This window comes from Streptomyces sp. MMG1121 (assembly GCF_001280015.1).
In the GTDB taxonomy this organism is placed as follows: Bacteria; Actinomycetota; Actinomycetes; order Streptomycetales; family Streptomycetaceae; genus Streptomyces.
The window spans coordinates 32,418-47,722 of sequence record NZ_LGDV01000013.1 but is presented as its reverse complement, the minus strand read 5'-3'; the positions used below and the strand labels follow the sequence as shown (position 1 = coordinate 47,722).

The 15,305-nt window shown below is 71.8% G+C and carries 15 protein-coding genes; 5 read left to right on the top strand and 10 right to left on the bottom strand.

Going from position 1 to position 15,305, the window contains the following annotated elements; genetic code table 11:
• Positions 1–9: 9 nt before the first annotated feature.
• Entirely contained in the window at positions 10–1,167 is a 1,158-nt protein-coding gene (locus ADK64_RS03345; protein WP_078992471.1) for a DUF5685 family protein, read from the bottom strand.
• Positions 1,168–1,433: 266 nt separating this feature from the next.
• On the opposite strand from ADK64_RS03345, the gene ADK64_RS03340 reads away from it, so the two are divergent.
• Positions 1,434–1,871, top strand: coding sequence for a cell division protein SepF (locus ADK64_RS03340; RefSeq protein ID WP_053654641.1), 438 nt, complete (start codon positions 1,434–1,436; stop codon positions 1,869–1,871).
• A gap of 36 nt (positions 1,872–1,907) precedes the next feature.
• On the opposite strand, the gene ADK64_RS03335 is transcribed toward ADK64_RS03340, so the two are convergent.
• On the bottom strand, positions 1,908–3,098 hold the full coding sequence (locus tag ADK64_RS03335) for an acyl-CoA dehydrogenase family protein (protein ID WP_053654640.1): 1,191 nt from the start codon (positions 3,096–3,098) through the stop codon (positions 1,908–1,910).
• Positions 3,099–3,185: 87 nt separating this feature from the next.
• Positions 3,186–4,793 carry an MFS transporter gene (locus ADK64_RS03330; RefSeq protein ID WP_053654639.1) on the bottom strand — a complete coding sequence of 536 codons (1,608 nt, stop codon included), beginning with the start codon at positions 4,791–4,793 and terminating at the stop codon, positions 3,186–3,188.
• Positions 4,794–5,053: 260 nt separating this feature from the next.
• On the opposite strand from ADK64_RS03330, the gene ADK64_RS03325 reads away from it, so the two are divergent.
• Together ADK64_RS03325 and ADK64_RS03320 are read left to right on the top strand one after the other, a co-directional pair.
• On the top strand, positions 5,054–6,235 hold the full coding sequence (locus ADK64_RS03325) for a mannosyltransferase family protein (protein WP_053654638.1): 1,182 nt from the start codon (positions 5,054–5,056) through the stop codon (positions 6,233–6,235).
• Between the two features lie 237 nt (positions 6,236–6,472).
• Positions 6,473–7,498: a phosphatase PAP2 family protein gene (locus ADK64_RS03320; RefSeq protein WP_053654637.1), complete on the top strand. Its 1,026-nt coding sequence runs from the start codon at positions 6,473–6,475 to the stop codon at positions 7,496–7,498.
• Positions 7,499–7,659: 161 nt separating this feature from the next.
• On the opposite strand, the gene ADK64_RS03315 is transcribed toward ADK64_RS03320, so the two are convergent.
• Both ADK64_RS03315 and ADK64_RS03310 read right to left on the bottom strand, forming a co-directional pair.
• Complete coding sequence (locus tag ADK64_RS03315) at positions 7,660–7,875, bottom strand: I78 family peptidase inhibitor (RefSeq protein ID WP_053654636.1); 216 nt, start codon at positions 7,873–7,875, stop codon at positions 7,660–7,662.
• Positions 7,876–8,210: 335 nt separating this feature from the next.
• Complete coding sequence (locus ADK64_RS03310) at positions 8,211–8,903, bottom strand: transglycosylase family protein (RefSeq protein ID WP_053654635.1); 693 nt, start codon at positions 8,901–8,903, stop codon at positions 8,211–8,213.
• Between the two features lie 538 nt (positions 8,904–9,441).
• Between ADK64_RS03310 and ADK64_RS03305 the strand changes: the two genes are divergently transcribed.
• Complete coding sequence (locus tag ADK64_RS03305) at positions 9,442–10,233, top strand: hypothetical protein (protein WP_053654634.1); 792 nt, start codon at positions 9,442–9,444, stop codon at positions 10,231–10,233.
• 122 nt (positions 10,234–10,355) lie between these two features.
• Complete coding sequence (locus ADK64_RS03300; protein ID WP_053654633.1) at positions 10,356–10,763, top strand: hypothetical protein; 408 nt, start codon at positions 10,356–10,358, stop codon at positions 10,761–10,763.
• A 63-nt stretch (positions 10,764–10,826) separates the two neighbouring features.
• Here ADK64_RS03300 and der read toward each other — a convergent pair whose 3' ends face one another.
• From der to aroH, 5 genes are all read right to left on the bottom strand, one after another.
• Complete coding sequence (der, locus tag ADK64_RS03295; RefSeq protein WP_053654632.1) at positions 10,827–12,308, bottom strand: ribosome biogenesis GTPase Der; 1,482 nt, start codon at positions 12,306–12,308, stop codon at positions 10,827–10,829.
• A gap of 78 nt (positions 12,309–12,386) precedes the next feature.
• Positions 12,387–13,094: a lysophospholipid acyltransferase family protein gene (locus ADK64_RS03290; RefSeq protein WP_078992470.1), complete on the bottom strand. Its 708-nt coding sequence runs from the start codon at positions 13,092–13,094 to the stop codon at positions 12,387–12,389.
• Complete coding sequence (gene cmk / locus ADK64_RS03285; protein WP_053654631.1) at positions 13,052–13,747, bottom strand: (d)CMP kinase; 696 nt, start codon at positions 13,745–13,747, stop codon at positions 13,052–13,054. Before cmk ends, ADK64_RS03290 begins: the two co-directional genes overlap by 43 nt.
• A gap of 103 nt (positions 13,748–13,850) precedes the next feature.
• Positions 13,851–14,936 carry a prephenate dehydrogenase gene (locus ADK64_RS03280; RefSeq protein WP_053654630.1) on the bottom strand — a complete coding sequence of 362 codons (1,086 nt, stop codon included), beginning with the start codon at positions 14,934–14,936 and terminating at the stop codon, positions 13,851–13,853.
• Complete coding sequence (gene aroH / locus ADK64_RS03275) at positions 14,933–15,295, bottom strand: chorismate mutase (RefSeq protein ID WP_053654629.1); 363 nt, start codon at positions 15,293–15,295, stop codon at positions 14,933–14,935. The genes ADK64_RS03280 and aroH overlap by 4 nt, the downstream gene beginning before the upstream one ends.
• Between the last annotated feature and the right edge of the window lie 10 nt (positions 15,296–15,305).

The following is a 15,305-nucleotide window of genomic DNA, read 5'->3' as shown; positions in this document are numbered from 1 at the left end:
GCGACGCCGTCACAGCCCGCAGTCACAGCACGAGCAGCACTCGCAGCATTCACAGCACTCGAGGGCCTCGCAGCACGACCAGTCGCAGTTGCAGTCGCACGTGCCGCAGCAGCCCTCGCGCTTCTTGCGCGACCAGGGACCCTCGAACTCGTCGGCACAGCACACCTTGCAGGTGCAGCACAGGCCGAAGGCGGCGGCGCAACCGGCCCAGAAGCCCCGCTTGTCCGGGCGCGGCGGCTGCCCGTCGAAGGGGCTGCCGTACGGGTTGCCGGGAGCCGGTCCGAAGGAGGCCTCGGGCGCGTGTCCGCACGACCGCGAGCCGAACGCCCGGTCCACGGACCGCCCCAGCTCGTGCACGAGCAGCAGATGGGCGAGCCTGCCGTCGGCGAACCCGGTCTCCCGCAGGGCGAGCCGGATGCCGTGCAGGGCGTCGTCGGCGAGCCTGCGGGCCTCGGCGCGGGAGGTGCCGGTGGCCGTGAGGGGGTTCCAGGCGCCCGACAGGGCGTCGGACTCCTGGTCCTCGACGGCGTCCAGCAGATGCGCGAGCCGGCCGAAGAGGCGGCCCGCCTCCGCCAGGGGCCGTGCGTTGCCCGGGCGCCCGGCCAGCGTCGCGGTGTGGGCGAAGGCGGCGGCGGTCGCGGTCTCGGTCGGCTCGGTGACCGTCAGGATCGGGGTGCCGTATCCGGCGAGGGTCTCCAGGCCGAGCTGCCGGTCGACGGCCTCGACGAGGACGCCGGTGTCGAAGCCGACCGCGGCACCGCCGCGCGCGCCGGCCCGGCCCCAGCCCGCGGCGACGCGGCGGGCCGCGGCGGCCACCGGCCTGTGGGCCAGCAGCCCGTCCTGGTCGGCGACATGGTCACGGACCTTCGCCGCGGCGAGCACCAGGGAGACGGCGGCGGCGAGCCGCGCACCCTCGCCCTGGGCGACGGACGCGGTCCGCATCCCGCGCAGCGCGCACGGCCCGGCCGTACGCCGGGCACCGGCGGCCGGTCCCGTCTGAGCATCCGTCAGAACCGATATGAGCAGGCCGTCGTAGTTCGTCACGACGCGCGCGAGCTGTCCGTGATCGTGGCGCAGCGCGAGACACAGTCCGCACAAGTGCGCCATCCACTCGGCTTTGAGACGTTCTCCGAGCCGGTGTGAGCAGGGTCTGACGATTCCGAACACTTCGATCCCCCGTGATGTGGTACGACGTTGGCGTTCACCCGTCCGCAGTGACGATCACCCGTCCGCCGTCGACGATCATATTTCACTCTCAGTCAGCAGCTATACGAGTAAGGACCCTTGGGATACAAGGGCTCTCGACGGATCGGCTGTGCACCAGTACCGTCACAAACCCCCCGCGCGGCGTCTATCCACTTGGCGCGCCGTCCGCATCATGGATGACCATAGGGGTGCGGAAAGCAGAAAGACCGCTGTGAGAGGAGGCGTCCATGGGATCGGTACGCAAGGCGAGTGCGTGGCTCGGCCTCGTCGACGACAACGATGACGAGCGTTACTACGACGACGAGTACTCCGAGGGCACCGAGTCCGGGGACGCCTGGGTCACGGACCCGCGGGTGAAGGTGGCCACGGACACGGCCGAGGAGAAGGGCCGCCGGATCGGCACGGTCACCCCGGACAGCTTCCGGGACGCCCGCGCGATCGGCGAGCTGTTCCGGGACGGCGTCCCGGTGATCATGAACCTCACGGCGATGGAGCCCGGCGACGCCAAACGCGTGGTGGACTTCGCGGCGGGGCTGACCTTCGGTCTGCGGGGCACGATCGAACGGGTGGCGACCCGGGTCTTCCTGCTGACGCCGGCCAACACCGAGATCGTCAGCGGTGAGCCGGCCGCGCGCCGGGAGGACGGATTCTTCAACCAGAGCTGAGGCAGGGCCGCTCACCGGCCCTGCCTCCCCGGAGGTTCACCGGAAGGCGTCGAGCCCGGTGAGCGCCTTGCCCAGCACGAGCTGGTGCATCTCGACGGTGCCCTCGTAGGTGAGCACCGACTCGAGGTTGGTCGCGTGCCGCATCACGGGGTATTCGAGGGAGATCCCGTTGGCACCGAGGATCGTGCGCGCCGTGCGGCAGATCTCGATCGCCTCGCGGACGTTGTTGAGCTTGCCGAAGCTGACCTGCTCGGGGCGCAGGCGGCCGGCGTCCATCCGCCGCCCGAGATGATGGGCGAGCAGGATCCCCTTGTGCAGTTCGACCGCCATGTCGGCGAGCTTGGCCTGGGTGAGCTGGAAGCCGCCGATGGGCCGCCCGAACTGCTCGCGCGACTTCGCGTAGTCGACGGCCGCCTCGAAGCTGCTGCGGGCCGCGCCCATCGCGCCCCAGACGATGCCGTACCGGGCGTGGGAGAGACAGCTGAGCGGTCCGCGCAGGCCGGTGACCTCCGGCAGGACGGCGGTCGCGGGCAGTCGTACGTCGTCCAGCACCAGTTCGCTGGTGACCGAGGCGCGCAGCGACCACTTGTGCTTGATCTCCGGCGCCGAGAAGCCGGGGGCGTCGGTGGGGACGACGAAGCCACGGATGCCGTTGTCGGTCTGTGCCCAGACGACGGCCACTCCGGCGACCGAGCCGTTGGTGATCCACATCTTGCGGCCGTTCAGCACCCAGTCGTCGCCGTCGCGCTTGGCACGGGTGCGCATCGACGCCGGGTCGGAGCCGTGGTCGGGCTCGGTCAGTCCGAAGCAGCCGATCACCTCGCCGGCCGCCATGCGGGGCAGCCACTCGCGCTTCTGCTCCTCGCTGCCGAACCGGTGGATCGCGTACATGGCGAGCGAACCCTGGACGGAGACCAGGGAGCGGATGCCCGAGTCGGCCGCCTCCAGCTCCAGGCAGGCCAAGCCGTACTGCACGGCCGACGCGCCCGCGCAGCCGTAGCCGGTGAGGGACATCCCGAGGGCGCCGATGGAGCCGAGTTCGCGGGCGAGTTCCCGGATCCCGGGCAGCTCCCCGCTCTCGTACCACTCGGCGACGTACGGCAGCACCCGGTCCGCCGCCCAGGCCCGCACGGTGTCCCGTACGGCCAGGTCCTCCGGTTCCAGCAGGTCGTCGATGCCGAGCGGGTCGGCGGGATCGAACGGGGGCAACGTCGAGGACGCGGACATGGGACACCCTCCGGCACACGAAAACTAGCATCGCTAGTTACAGTTTGCCGCCGACGTTACGGCGCGGTGTGCCGCACGTCCAGTACGTCAGGCCGAGACGCGGGACTCCGCCGTCTCCCGGGGCGCGGGCAGCTCCACCGCCGCCGTGGCCTCGCCGCACTGCATGATCCGCGGCAGCCGCAGCGCCATCACCGCACCCAGCAGCAACAGCCCCGCACTCACCAGCAGCGTCACATGGAGCCCGTGCACGAACGAGTCCCGCGCCGCCTGGCGCAGCGCGACCCCGGCGCCGCCGTCGAGCCGGCCGGCGACGTCGTAGGCCTCGCCGAGCGAGTGCCCGGCCGCGTCGGCGGCGTACTGCGGAACGCCCGGCACCGACCGCAGACCCGGTGTGTAGGCGGCGTTCATCACGCTGCCGAGCAGCGCTATCCCGATCCCGGCGCCGAGCTGGTACGACGTCTCGCCGATCGCGGCCGCGCCACCGGCCTGCTCCACCGGGGCCTCGCTGAGCATCGACTCGTACGCCCCGAAGAGCGTGGTCTCCAGGCCCAAGCCGAGCAGCAGGAAACCGGACAGCAGCAGGGGCGCGTTGTCGCTGGCGCCCATCGCCGTGAGCGTCACGACCGCGGCGGCGGTCAGCAGGAAGCCGGCGCACACCATCCGGCGCGGCCCGAAGCGGCGCAGCATCCGCGCACCCGCGAGGCCCGCCGCCATCGCCGCGACGGTCAGGGGCAGCAGCCGGAGCCCGGTCTGCAGCGGCGACAGTCCGAGCACCAGTTGCAGATACTGCGCGGCGATCAGCTCCAGGCCGACCAGCGCGAGCATCGCCAGCACGATGCAGCCCACCGAGGTGCTGAACGCGGGCCGGCGGAACATCCGCAGGTCCACCAGCGGATGCGGAAGCCGCCGCTGGCGCCGTACGAAGAGGAAGAGGAGGGCGGCGCCGGCCAGCAGCGGCAGCACGGTGAAGGGGCCGGCCGGGGTCTCGCCGCCGCCCAGCCGCTTCACCCCGAGCACGACACCGAACAGACCCCCGGCCGCCATCAGCGCGCCCATGACGTCCCAGGGGCCGTTGCTCTCGCCCCGGGACTCGGGCAGCAGGATCCGGCCGACCGGGAGGCTGACCAGCATCAGGGGGATGTTGACGAGGAAGACCGCGCCCCACCAGAAGTGCTCCAGCAGAAAGCCGCCGAGCAGCGGGCCGACCGCCGCGCCGACGGCGGCGACCGCGCTCCAGATGCCGATGGCGAGGGCGCGCTCGCGCCGGTCGGGGAAGACCTGACGCAGGATCGACAGCGTCGCGGGCATGATCATGGCGCCGCCGACGCCGAGCAGCGCACGGGCGAGGATCAGGGTCCCGGCGGTCGGCGCGAAGGCGGCGACGGCGGAGGCGACACCGAAGAGGCCGTAGCCGAGGAGCAGGACACGTCTGCGGCCGATCCGGTCGCCGAGGGTGCCGAAGAGGATCAGCAACGAGGCGCAGACCAGCGGATAGACGTCGACGATCCAGAGCAGTTCCATGGCGCCCGGCCGGAGGTCCTCGGTGACGGCGGGGACCGCCACGTGCAGCACCGTCGCGTCGAGGGCGACGAGCAGCAGGCTGATGCAGAGGACGACGAGGACGACCCAGCGGTTGGCACCTGCTCCGGTCACCCGACCGCGCGGCCCTGCGGCAGCCGTGGTCGTCCCGGACATGCGTGCACCTCCCAGATGATCCCTCGCGTGCGGCGGACCGACGGGGTGGGGACTCCCTGTCGTACGGCCGGAGAGGAGCGGTGTCTCCGGCCCGCTCGAACCCACGCGGGTGACTCGTCAGCGTACGCGAGTTCACCGTGAGGACACGTGGCGGACCTCTCACCCGCTTGACGGAACCCCTGTGGCGTACGCCACTTCGCCCCCGCTTGACCGTGCCCCGGGGGCCGGTCCGGTTCCCGGGCCGTCCGATAATCGAGCCCGTGACCGATCTCGACTCGCGCGCGGCCCCGCCGCGCACCCCCCTGCTGCGCCGGGCCGCCCCGGCCCTTCTGGGCTATGCGGCCGTGCGCGCCGTGGGGCTGGTGGTGCTGGCGGTGTGGAGCGCCGCGCGCGGCACGAGCGCGTACACCCTGCTGACCGCGCGCTGGGACTCCCTTTGGTACACCCGCGTCGCCGAACTGGGTTACGGCTACGAAGTGCGGCTGCCCAACGGCGACGTGCACTCCAATCTGGCGTTCTTCCCGCTGCTGCCGTGGCTGGAGCGGCTGCTGCACGCGATCACACCGCTGTCGTACGCGGACGCGGGTTTCACGGTCAGCCTGTTCGCCTCGCTCGCCGCGGCCGGCGGGATCTTCGCGGTCGCGGAGCGGGTGTACGGGGCCCGGGCCGGGGTCTGCGCGGTGCTGCTGTGGGCGGTGCTGCCGGTCGGGATCGTGCAGTCGATGGCGTACAGCGAGTCGTTGTTCACGGCGCTGGCGGCCTGGTCGCTGTACGCGCTGCTGACCGGGCGCTGGGTGAGCGCGGGCGCGCTGGCGGCGCTGGCCGGGCTGACCCGGCCGGTGGGGGCGGCGGTGGTCGCGGCGGTGTGGGTCGCGGGCGTGCTCTCCTTCGTACGGGACCGCGCGGCCGTACGGGACCGCGCGGCGCCCGGCGCACACCCTCCCGCCTGGCGCCGCGCCCTCGGCATGGTGCTCGCCCCGCTCGGCGCCGCGGGCTACGTCCTGTGGGTCGGGCATCGCACGGGCAAGGGACCGCTGGGTTATCTGGACGTCCAGGCCGGCTGGCGCAACGGGTTCGACGGCGGCTATGCCTTCGCCCGTTTTGTGGCCGACAAGTTCACGTCATTTCCGTCCGCCCTCGCCGGCGCCGGACTGATCGTCGGGGTCGTGCTGCTGCTGTGGCTCTACGTCACCGGCGTCCGCCGGCGCCAGCCCGTCGAGCTGCTGGTGTACACGGGTGTCGTTCTCGCGCTCGCCCTGTGCGCGTCAAGTTACTTCGGTTCCAAGCCCCGGCTGCTGCTGCCCGCCTTCCCGCTGCTGCTGCCGCTCGCCTGCGCCCTGGCCCGGCTGCGCACGTCGAGATCCGCGCTGGTCACGGCGGGGTTGGCGGTCGCCTCCGCGGCCTACGGGGCGTTCTGGCTGAACGGCTCCGGTCCCCCATGATCAACTTCTACGACCGGTGACGCTCCGGAGAATTCCGCACCAGGACCCGGTTAACGCATTCATAAGCGCCATATAAACAACACCCGGCATGATCAAAGGAATTGAAGGGCGCAGCGTCACCGGATTGCGGAATCCCCGGAATTCAAGCCACCCTTGAGAGGTTTGCCACATCACATCGTCATCACAAAGCCGCAGTTTCGACGGGGTTCACAGCTCACTCGCTGTAACGTCGATTGGGTGCGTACTGAACGAAACCTCACTCGGCGTCTGGACCGGGTGTTCGCCAGACTCGACCGTGAGCCGGAACGACCGGCCCACATCGATGTGCCGAGGATGAGCCGGCACCGGGTCGTTCTGTTCACGGCGACCCTGGCTTTCTACCTCGCGATCGTGTGGGCCGTCGTGATCACGTCCTGGCTGGTCCGGCTCGACTGGCAGGTCATGTTCTTCCGGCCGTACCAGCAGTGGCCGCAGATCCACGCCTTCCTCGACTACTACGTGGTGCTCGGCCAGCGCGGCCCCACCGCCGTGATGGTCGCGGCCTGGCTCGGCTGGCGCTCCTGGCGGCAGCACACGCTGCGTCCGCTGCTGACCCTGGCCACCTCGCTGCTGCTGCTGAACATCACGGTCGGCGCCGCCAAGTACGGCATGGGGCGCCTCGGTCCGCACTACGCGACCGTGATCGGCTCGAACGAGATGATGCGGGGCGGCGATATATTTCCCAGCGGCCACACCGCCAACGCGGTCGTGACCTGGGGCATCCTGGCGTATCTGGCCTCCACCCCGCGGGCCCGCCGCTGGCTGTCGGCCGTGTCCGCGGTCACCTCGCTCGGCGTCGGCATGACCACCGTCTACCTCGGTACGCACTGGCTGAGCGACGTGCTGCTGGGCTGGGCCGCGGGCCTGCTGATCCTGCTCGCGCTGCCGTGGTTCGAGCCGCTGATCGCCAGGACCGAGACCGCGCTGTTCGATCTGCGCGACCGCTGGCGGGCCCGCCGCACCCGGCCCGTGGCCGAACCGGCCGTACCGGTCACCCCGGTGGTGCTCAAGCCGCGCGGTGCTCCGGCCGGGCAGCCGAGCCCGGCGCGCGAGCCGGTCGCCTCGACCCGCGCCTCCCGTGGGCTCGCGCATCTGGCCCCGGTCCCGCACACGACCCGTTCGGAACGCAGCCCGGTCACCCCGGTGGGCAGCCGCCGCCCGCCGCACGCCGACCGCCTCCCGCGCGGCACGTCGCAGCCGGCCCGCCCGCTCACGGGAGGCTGAGGCCGCATCGGGCGCGGCGGGGGCCAGTACGCACACTCCCCCGCCCGGACCGACCCGACAGCCCCGCAGCACGGCGAAGGCCCCGTCTCCCTCCTCGGGAGCGGGGCCTTTCCCCTGCGTGGGGGCGCTTCGTGCGTGGGGCGCTTCGTGCGCGGGGGCGTTCAGCCCTTCCAGGCGCGGGCCACCCGGCCGTCGCGCACCTCGAAGTTCAGCCGTCCCGCCCGGTACTCCATGGTGATGATCGCGCCCGGCGGCAGCGACCGTACCGTCGCCCAGCCCCGCTGCCGAGCGAGCCGCTCGGCGTGCGCGGCGTCGAGACCGACGTACCCGTCCGGACTGTCCTGGGGCTCCGCTGACGGAGTGGGAATCGGTGCCATGCGGCTACGCTAGCAAGGTAAGAGGACGATCCGCCCTCGGTCACACTTCTGTCACAGCTTCCGGACCCGTGTTTCCGCCGAACTCCGTCACACGTACGGGGGTTTCCTCGCGGCTTGCCGAGTCAATCGAACAGAATGCGCGCCGGTCGCGGCGCCGCCCCCAATTACCCGTCGTTAAGCTCCGCAGCGCGGATCGGCGCGCGGCACGGACAGGATTATCCGCGTAATCCAGCTCGATATCAGGACAGCTGACGCCGCATAGGAATTTCACGGATTCAGCACACGACAGCCGCCGCCCTCGGTGGGCGGCGGCCGTCCTGCGGGGTGCTCGGTGCTCAGAGTGCCAGGCGCTGGCCGGGCACGATCAGGTTCGGATCGGCGCCGATGACCTTCTCGTTGGCGGCGTAGATCCGCTGCCAGGTGGTCCCGTGCCGGGCGGCGATGGCGCTCAGCGTGTCGCCCTCACGGACGGTGTAGTCACCGCGGGAGGCGCTGCGGCCCGAGTGGGTCGCGGGTCGCTCCGACTGCCGCGCCGGGGCGGACCGGGTCGGAGCGGGCTCGGTCGGGGCGGACTTCGTCGTCTCACCCTTCGAGGCCGCCGTACCGGACGAACCGGTGTGGTCGGCCGCGGGAGCCGCGCCATAGGCTTCGGCGCGGGCCGAGCAGACCGGCCAGGCGCCCCAGCCCTGGGCCTGCTGGACCTGGGTGGCGACGGCGATCTGCGCGCTCCTGGAGGCCTGGTCGGCCGTCGGGGCGTAGGCGGTGCCGCCGTACGCGCGCCAGGTGCCGGCGGAGAACTGGAGCCCGCCGTAGTAGCCGTTGCCGGTGTTGATGTGCCAGTTGCCGCCGCTCTCGCACTGGGCGATGCGGTCCCACACCCCGTTGTCCGCCGCTGCGGCGTTGCCGGTCGCGGCCAGCAGCCCCAGGGGGGCGAGCAGCGCGGCTCCGGCGAGCGCGGCCGTCGTACGGCCCTTGCGGCCGCCGTCGTGACGGGCGGTGTTGCGGGTGGTATCGGCACACTCGGACATGTAATTCCCTCTCCACGAACCCGGGTTCCCCCGGGCGGAGCGCGCCTCGCCGCGGACGACCGCGGTTCCTCGCGCCCGCCCCGTCCGCCGTGACCGGTGCCGGCGGTCGTGCTGCCGGTGCCGGGCGGTGGACGCACCCGAGCGGTGCTCGTTGCACACGGCGGAGGAATCTAGGGAGGACGACCTGCTGAAATCAACCAACTCGCCGTCGCTCCAGGCCAGTTGAGAGTTACCACTGGTAACGACAATTTTCGGCCACCCACTACATCCTCGGATTTCCTGATTTGTCGACCAAACACTGAAGCGATCTGTGATTCACTTCACCCGTTCAAGCTCCTTGACTGGCCGGGGAGTTGACGGTGAGTGGCTGATTCCGCACGCCTGGTGACCGTGTGCGGCGGTTGGTGCGAACCGGTCCCCCTCGGGGCGTGACTCCCACCACAGGACGTCCGTTGTCTTCTTCATGAGCCCGGGACCCCGGGACTCATCGGCCGGGAGCCACCCGGCCGACTCAGCACCGCATCCCGAGGGAGCCACCGTGCCGCGCATGCTCGACGTGAGTGACGCCGTACGCGCAGAGATCGGCGACGAAGAAGCCAACCGGCTGCTCGCCGGAGAGAACGCCCCGGGCAGTTACGACTGCACGTCCTGCCGCACCCCGGGCGACTCCGACCAGGAACGCACCAGCACCGTCCTGTTCGTCGGCGACGAGACCGCGGTCCTCGCCTTCGCGCACGCCACCTGCCTGCCCTCCCAGGTCGTCCAGGTCACCGAGGAGCAGCTGCAGGGCGCCGTCCGGTCCATCGGCGGGGTCGGCGGTGACCTCGCCGGCAGCGGACCGCACAAGGCCGCGTCCGAGCAGGCGGTGCTCGGTGTGACCAGCGGACTCGTCCTGATCGAGGGCGAGTTGCACCCCGCGCTCGTCGTCGAACCGACCACGCCGATCGTGCGCCCGGGTACCTCCGGGACCGGCGACGACTTCCTTCCGCTCCTCATCGAGCAGGGGTTCATGCCGGTGACCGAGCTGACGTCCGTTCCCCCGGTGCTGCACGGCTGGTCGGTGCTGCTCGCCGTGGGCCAGCTGCACGCGGTGCTCCAGCCGTCGGCGACCGGCGGACAGCCCGTCGCCTGGTGGCAGGCCCATCAGCCGCTCCAGGTCACGGACAGCTGGCGGGCCGCGGCCAACAAGCATCAGCAGGTGCTGATGTACGCGGCGCCGGTGGGGTCGATCGGGCGTCAGCCCCGGGAGGATCTGCTGCGGTCGTCTCTCGACAAGGCCGCGGCGGAGGACAAGCTGGTCGCGGCGGCGCTTCCGCTTGCCGGTACGTGATCCATTCACCCAGGGGGGCTGCCGCGCTGGGGCGACTACCGGCGCATTGCGGCCTGTCGCACAGTTCCTCGCGCCCCTATATGCGGCCGTATCTCTTCAAAGGCGCTGTCGTTTGGACATACGTGCACGCATACGACACTCCTCCTCCCCGCCGGTCCGCCTTCGTCTCCGTTCCGTCCGCCCGGGCTCCTCATGAGCCCTCCGGCGGATGCTCGGCCACGCCGATCTACGACATGCTCTACGCGGAGTGGGTCAAGACCTTCCGCACGCTGCCGGGCGACCGCAGCGGTGAGGAGGAGCTGGGGTTCAGCGCCTTCGGGAATCTCCCGGGCGGTACGGGCTCTTACGGAGGCCACCGCTCGGGGTCGTTCAGCAGCTCGTACAGCGCCTACAGCGCCGGGGCCTACAGCGCACGGCAGCAGTCGCAGGCGCAGTGGCAGCGGGTCGGCACGATCGGGCGGCAGCAGGAGACCGGGATGCACTACGTTCCGGCGGCGGCGCTGCCGCCGGGGCCGCGCCGGGGCATGTGACACACGACAGGGGCGGCCCCCGACCTTGGTGGTCGGGGGCCGCCCCTGTGCGTCGTGGACGTACTACTTCTTCTTCGCGCCGCGCTTCTCGCGCACCCGCACCGAGATGTGGATCGGGGTGCCCTCGAAGCCGAACTCCTCGCGCAGCCGGCGCTCGATGAAGCGGCGGTAGCCCGCCTCGATGAAGCCGGAGGCGAACAGGACGAAGCGCGGGGGCTTGGTGCCGGCCTGGGTGCCGAACAGGATGCGCGGCTGCTTGCCGCCACGCACCGGGTGCGGGTGGGCGGCGACCAGCTCGCCGAGGAAGGCGTTCAGCCGGCCGGTGGGGACACGGGTCTCCCAGCCGGCGAGGGCGGTCTCGATCGCCGGGACCAGCTTCTCCATGTGGCGGCCGGTGCGTGCCGAGACGTTCACACGCGGGGCCCACGCCACCTGGCCCAGCTCGGTCTCGATCTCCCGCTCCAGGTAGTAGCGGCGCTCCTCGTCGAGGGTGTCCCACTTGTTGAAGGCCAGGACCACCGCGCGGCCCGCCTCGACGGCCATCGTGACGATCCGCTGGTCCTGCACCGAGATGTTCTCGCAGGCGTCGATCAGGATGACCGCGACCTCGGCCTTCTCCACGGCGGCGGCCGTGCGCAGGGAGGCGTAGTAGTCGGCGCCCTGCTGGAGGTGGACGCGCTTGCGGATACCGGCGGTGTCCACGAACTTCCAGGTCACGCCGCCCAGTTCGATCAGCTCGTCGACCGGGTCGCGGGTGGTGCCCGCCAGCTCGTTGACGACGACGCGCTCCTCGCCCGCCACCTTGTTCAGCAGGGAGGACTTGCCGACGTTCGGGCGGCCGATGAGCGCGATGCGGCGCGGACCTCCGACGGCGCTGCCGAAGGTCTGCTCCGGCGCCTCGGGCAGCGCCTCCAGGACGGCGTCCAGCATGTCGCCGGTACCGCGGCCGTGCAGGGCGGAGACCGGGTGCGGCTCGCCGAGGCCCAGGTTCCACAGGTAGGACGCGTCGGCCTCGCCGCTCGGGCCGTCGACCTTGTTGGCGCACAGCACGACCGGCTTGCCGGCCTTGCGCAGCAGCCGTACGACCGCCTCGTCGGTGTCGGTCGCGCCGACCTTGGCGTCCACGACGAAGACGACCGCGTCGGCCGCCTCGATCGCGTACTCCGCCTGGGCGGCGACGGAGGCGTCGATGCCGAGGACGTCCTGCTCCCAGCCGCCGGTGTCGACGACCTTGAAGCGGCGGCCCGCCCACTCGGCCTCGTAGGTGACACGGTCGCGGGTGACACCGGGCTTGTCCTCGACGACGGCCTCGCGGCGGCCGATGATCCGGTTGACCAGGGTCGACTTGCCGACATTGGGGCGGCCGACGACGGCGAGCACGGGCAGCGGGCCGTGGCCCGCCGCCTCGATGGCGCCCTCGACGTCCTCGATGTCGAAGCCCTCTACCGCTGCGAGCTCCATGAACTCCGCGTACTCGGCGTCGCCGAGCGCCCCGTGCTCGTACTCGTGCGCGGCCGAGTCGTCGGGCTGGATGTCGTCGTTCATGAAGTCCGTACCTCGTCGTTCATTGGTGGTGATCGGTGGAACGGCCCTTCATGGGCTGATCCACTACTCAAGTGTCGCCTAGCGCCCGGTCAGGCGCCTGGCGTTTTCCAGGTGGCTGGTGAGCTGCTTCTGGATGCGCTCGGTCGCCTCGTCCAGCGCCTTGCGCGTGCGCCGCCCGCTGCCGTCGCCCGCGTCGAACGGGTCGCCGAAGACGACGTCGACGCGGGAGCGCAGCGGGGGCAGTGCCTTGATCAACCGTCCCCGCTCCCGGGAGCTTCCCAGGACGGCCACGGGCACGATCGGTGCGCCGCCGCGCACGGCGAAGTAGGCGAGCCCGGCGCGCAGCGCGGCGAAGTCGCCCTCGCCCCGGGTGCCCTCCGGGAAGATGCCCAGCACGCCGCCGTTCTCCAGCACGCCGAGCGCCCGGGTGATGGCGGTGCGGTCGGTGGTCGTGCGGTCCACCTTGACCTGGCCGATGCCGGTCAGGAAGGGGTCCAGCGGGCCGATGAACGCTTCCTTCTTGATCAGGAAGTGCGTCGGCCGGGGCGCCACGCCCATGACCATCGGGCCGTCGATGTTGTGGGAGTGGTTCACCGCGAAGATCACCGGGCCGGTCGCGGGCACCTTCCAGGCGCCGAGCACGCGCGGCCTGAACAGCCCGAACATCAGGCCGACGCCGATGCGCCGGCCGACCTCGGCGCCTCTCTCCGAGGGCAGCCCCTCCGAAGGAGCGGACGGACGGCTCACTTCCCGGCCCGCTTCTCCTCGACCAGGGTGACGACGCAATCGATGACCTGGGCGAGAGTCAGCTCGGTGGTGTCCACCTCGACCGCGTCGTCCGCCTTGGCGAGCGGCGAGGTCTTGCGGGAGGAGTCGGCCGCGTCCCGCTTGATCAGGGCCTCGCGGGTGGCGTGGACGTCGGCGCCCTTCAGCTCGCCGCTGCGGCGGGCCGCGCGGGCCTCCGGGGAGGCGGTGAGGAAGATCTTCAGGTCGGCGTCCGGCAGGACGGTCGTCCCGATGTCCCGGCCCTCGACGACGATGCCGTACTCCGCGCCGGCGGCGATCGAGCGCTGCAGCTCGGTGATCCGGGTCCGCACCTCGGGCACCGCGCTGACGGCGCTGACCTTGGAGGTGACCTCCTGCGTGCGGATCGGACCGGCCACGTCGGTGCCGTCGACCGTGATGGTCGGGGCGGCCGGGTCGGTGCCGGAGACGATCTCCGGCTTGCCGGCGACGGCGGCGACGGCGGTCGGGTCGGCCAGGTCGATGCTGTTGTTCACCATCCACCAGGTGATCGCCCGGTACTGGGCGCCGGTGTCCAGGTAGCTCAGGCCGAGCTGCGCGGCCACGGCCTTCGACGTGCTCGACTTGCCCGTGCCGGAGGGGCCGTCGATCGCGACGATCACGGGCTTGGCGGTCGGGGCGGCGCCGTTTTCCACGGAGGGACACCTTCCTGGTGCGGTGTGGGCGGATGCGGGGAGCGAGAGCGCCCCGCACAAGGTTACTGGGTGCGGGTCACTCGTCCGGACGCGTACGGGTGCCCTACTGCCGCAGCGCCCAGCCCCGCTCGCGCAGCGCCTCCTTCAGAACGGCCGCCGCCTTCGGCTCGACCGAGAGCTGGACCAGACCGGCCTGCTGCCCGGTCGCGTGCTCGATGCGCACGTCCTCGATGTTGACCCCGGCCCGTCCCGCGTCGGCGAAGATGCGGGCCAGCTGGCCGGGCTGGTCGTCGATGAGGACGACGACGGTCTCGTACACGCGCGGCGCGCTGCCGTGCTTGCCGGGCACCCGCACCTGGCCCGCGTTGCCGCGGCGCAGCACGTCCTCGACGCCGGTGGTGCCCTCGTGCCGCTTGGCCTCGTCGGAGGACTGCAGGGCGCGCAGGGCCCGCACGGTCTCGTCGAGGTCGGCGGCGACGTCGCAGAGCAGGTCGGCGACCGGGCCGGGGTTCGCGGAGAGGATGTCGATCCACATACGGGGGTCGGAGGCGGCGATCCGGGTGACGTCCCGGATGCCCTGCCCGCACAGCCGTACGGCGGCCTCCTCGGCGTTCTCCAGGCGCGCGGCGACCATGCTCGACACCAGGTGGGGCATGTGGGAGACGAGGGCCACGGCGCGGTCGTGGGCGTCGGCGTCCATGACGACCGGAACGGCCCGGCAGTGCGAGACCAGCTCCAGGGCGAGGTTCAGCACCTCGGTGTCGGTGTCCCGGGTCGGCGTGAGCACCCAGGGGCGGCCCTCGAAGAGGTCGGCGGTCGCGGCCAGCGGGCCGGACTTCTCGCGGCCGGACATGGGGTGGGAACCGATGTACGCCGACAGGTCCAGGCCGAGCGCCTCCAGCTCGCGGCGCGGGCCGCCCTTGACGCTGGCCACGTCGGCGTAGCCGCGGGCCACGCCCTTGCGCATGGCCTCGGCGAGCACGCCGGCCACGTGTGCGGGCGGGGCGGCCACGATCGCGAGGTCGACGGGTCCCGCGGGGGCCTCTTCGGTGCCGGCGCCCAGCGCGGCGGCCGTACGGGCCTGCTCGGGGTCGTGGTCGGCGAGGTGGACGGTGACGCCGCGCTGGACGAGAGCCAGGGCGGCGGAGGTGCCGATGAGCCCGGTTCCGATGACGAGTGCGGTTCTCACTGGGCGATGTCCTTGCGCAGGGCGGCCGCGGTGCCGAGGTAGACGTGGGCGATGTCGGCGCGGGGCCGGTCGGACTCGATGTGGGCGAGGACCCGTACGACCCGGGGCATGGCGCCCGCGATGTCGAGTTCCTGGGCGCAGATCAGGGGTACGTCGACGATGCCGAGCTTGCGGGCGGCGGCGGCCGGGAAGTCGCTGTGCAGGTCGGGGGTGGCCGTGAACCAGATGCTGATGAGGTCGTCGGCACTCAGCCCGTTGCGCTCCAGGATCGCGGTGAGCAGGGCTCCGACCTGCTCGTCCATGTGCCCGGCCTCGTCCCGCTCCAGTTGGACGGCCCCACGGACCGCTCGTACCGCCACGGCGCTGCTC